The 2950-nt window shown below is 69.3% G+C and carries 4 protein-coding genes; all 4 read right to left on the bottom strand.

From position 1 onward, the window contains the following. On the bottom strand, positions 1–1329 hold a 1329-nt coding region (gene alaS / locus AB0M20_RS35580; protein ID WP_364304927.1), incomplete at its 3' end, for an alanine--tRNA ligase. Continuing rightward, positions 1326–1631: a hypothetical protein gene (locus AB0M20_RS35575; protein WP_364304925.1), complete on the bottom strand. Its 306-nt coding sequence runs from the start codon at positions 1629–1631 to the stop codon at positions 1326–1328. The genes alaS and AB0M20_RS35575, both read right to left, overlap by 4 nt. 25 nt (positions 1632–1656) lie before the next feature. After that, complete coding sequence (locus tag AB0M20_RS35570) at positions 1657–2115, bottom strand: DUF948 domain-containing protein (RefSeq protein WP_364304923.1); 459 nt, start codon at positions 2113–2115, stop codon at positions 1657–1659. A gap of 76 nt (positions 2116–2191) precedes the next feature. Next, positions 2192–2941, bottom strand: a complete 750-nt coding sequence (locus AB0M20_RS35565; protein WP_364304929.1) for a hypothetical protein — start codon at positions 2939–2941, stop codon at positions 2192–2194. Positions 2942–2950 lie beyond the last annotated feature (9 nt).

Raw genomic sequence — 2950 nt, 5'->3', positions numbered from 1 at the left:
GGCCTTCGCCCGGGAGCGCTGGTCGGCCATCAGCCGCCGGAAGCCCTCCTGGTCGACCTCGAGCCCCTGCTCAGCGGCGATCTCCAGGGTGAGATCGATCGGGAAGCCGTAGGTGTCGTGGAGCTGGAAAGCCTTCTCACCGGAGAGGCGGGCGCCCTTGGACTCCGCGATGGCGGTGTCCAGGATGGTGGTACCGGCCCGCAACGTGGACGAGAACGCGTCCTCCTCCGCGTACGCGTACGTGGAGATCCGGCCGAACTCCTCGGCCAGCTCCGGGTACGACGGCGACATGCAGTCCCGCGCGATCGGCAGCAGCTCCGGGAAGGTCGCACCCTGCCAGCCGAGCAGCCGCATCGCCCGGATCGCGCGGCGCATGATCCGGCGCAGGACGTACCCGCGGCCCTCGTTGGACGGCGTCACACCGTCGCCGATCAGCATCAGCGAGGTGCGCACGTGGTCGGCGATCACCCGCAGCCGCACGTCGTCGGGGTGGCTCTCGGACGCCGCGTGCCCCGACCGGGTGCCGTACGACTTGCCGGTCAGCTCCGCCGCCCGGGACAGGATCGGGCGCACCTCGTCGATCTCGTACAGGTTGTCGACGCCCTGCAGGATCGACGCGATCCGCTCCAGGCCCATGCCGGTGTCGATGTTCTTGTTCGGCAGGTCACCGACGATCGTGAAGTCCTCCTTCGACGTCACGTCGGTGATCTCGTACTGCATGAAGACCAGGTTCCAGAACTCCAGGAACCGGTCCTCGTCCACCTCCGGGCCGCCGTCCGGGCCGTAGGCCGGACCACGGTCGTAGTACAGCTCCGAGCACGGACCGGCCGGGCCCGGGATGCCCATCGACCAGAAGTTGTCCTTCTTGCCCCGGCGCACGATCCGCTCGGCGGGCAGGCCGGTCTGCTTCCAGATCTCGATCGCCTCGTCGTCGTCGAGATACACCGTCGCCCAGATCTTCTCCGGATCCAGCCCGAAGCCGCCCTGCTCGACCGGCTTGGTGGACAGCTCCCAGGCCAGCGGGATGGCGCCGGCCTTGAAGTAGTCGCCGAACGAGAAGTTGCCGTTCATCTGGAAGAACGTGCCGTGCCGGCTGGTCTTGCCGACCTCGTCGATGTCCGGGGTACGGATGCACTTCTGCACGCTCGCCGCCCGCGGCCACGGCTGCTTGCGCTGCCCCAGGAAGTACGGCACGAACTGGACCATGCCGGCGTTGATGAACAGCAGGTTGGGGTCCTCGATGGCGGGCAGCGGGGCACTCGGCACTACCGTGTGCCCGTTGGCCTCGAAATGCGCGAGGAAGCGCCGCTTGATCTCCGCCGTTCTCATCGCTGACCCTCCTGGGCGTGCCGCCCCACCCCACCGGGCTGCTCGTCATCGCGCAGCTCGGCGAACTCGTCCTGATACAGCTCACCCGCGGCGAACGCCTCGTGGATCTCGCTCTCCCGCTCGGCCATCCCCTCACGGACGTCTTCCACAAAGCTACGCAGCGACTCGACGAGGCCGCCGGCCGATTCGGACAGCGACGTGGCGATGCCGGACGGCGTGAACTCGTTGGCCTTGCGGGTCAGCTTGCGGACCACCAGGGCGCCGACGGCCAGGCCGGCCCCCAGCCAGAGCAGGCGCTTCATTTGCGACGGTTCCTTCCTGGAGAGATCAGCGGGCCGCGCGCGCGGCCTTACGACGCTGCTTGAGGGTGGCGCGGACGTCGCGCTCCTCCTCGGCGTGCCGGCGGGCGGACGCGGCCTTGCGCAGGCCGTAGCCGAACGACGCCACCTTGATCAGCGGGTTGGCCGCGGCCGCCGAGACGACGGTGGCCAGGTTCGCCACGCTGGCCGTGACGTTCTGGGCGTGGCTGGTCATCGTGTCGACCTTGGCGAGCTGGACGTTCACCCCGTCGAGCGAGACCTGCACCTGGCCGAGCGCGGTGTTGACGCCCTCGACGGTCTCGTTGACGTTGGTGAGCAACGGCCCGGTGCGCTCGTTCAGGTCGTTGATCGCGCGGGTCGCGGCGTCCACCGTGCGACCCAGCTTGAAGATCGGGATGGCCAGCACCAGGACGAGCACGAGGAAGGCGCTCGCCGCGATCAGACCTGCGATTTCTCCGGCGTCCATGGAGCGACTCCTCTACTTACCGATCGACTGCGGCAGGACAACGTGCAGACCCTACCGTCCGTTACCGGACGCCGCGTCACGACGTCGCGGGTGTCGGGGTGAGGAGTGGATCGGCGGACAATTCGGGGTCCGGTGTCTCGCCGATCAGGTCGGGGCCGGCGGGCGGCTGCTGCGGCTGCAACCGGGGGTCGGTGATGGCCGGCTGCACCTTGATGCTGACGGTGGATCCGACGCAGTCCTTCGCCGGGGTGGTCGGCACCACGCCGTCCGGCCCGATCGACGGCAGCGAGGCCGGGTCCTGCGCGGCCTTCAGATCGACCGCGCACTCCGGCAGGCGTACCCACAGGTCCAGAGTGAACTCGTCGCGCTTGAAGCAGCTGTAGCGGCCCTCGGTGACCGGCTGCTCGGGGCATTGGCCGACCTGCCAGGGCTGCCAGCCGGCGGCGGTCAGCGCGGTCGTGTAGGCCTTGGCGGTCTCGGTGAACGGCTGCTGCGACTGAGAGGTCCGCTCGCGGAAGCGGCAGTTGATGAAGCACCAGCTGTTGCCGCTGCTCTTGTCGTCGACGCTGGTCGCGGCCCAGCTCGGCAGGTCCAGCGAGTCGAGCGACGCGTAGATCGGATCGCGCATGGCGGCCCGGATCCCGAAGATCGCGGGCAGCAGCACGAGGGCGACGACACTGACGGCGATCAACGAGATCACCCGGAGGCGGCGCTGGGTGCGAAGCTTCCCGCGCAGACCTTCGGCCGCGCCGTCGTCCTCGGGTACGGGGATCTCGCCGCTCACGTCGCCGGGCCGCGGCACCGACACCGACGCGCGGCCGGGCAGTGCCTGGCT

The organism is Actinoplanes sp. NPDC051633, from assembly GCF_040681735.1.
GTDB lineage: Bacteria > Actinomycetota > Actinomycetes > Mycobacteriales > Micromonosporaceae > Actinoplanes.
Note: the sequence above shows the minus strand (reverse complement) of the source record. Positions and strands in the feature narration are given on the sequence as shown.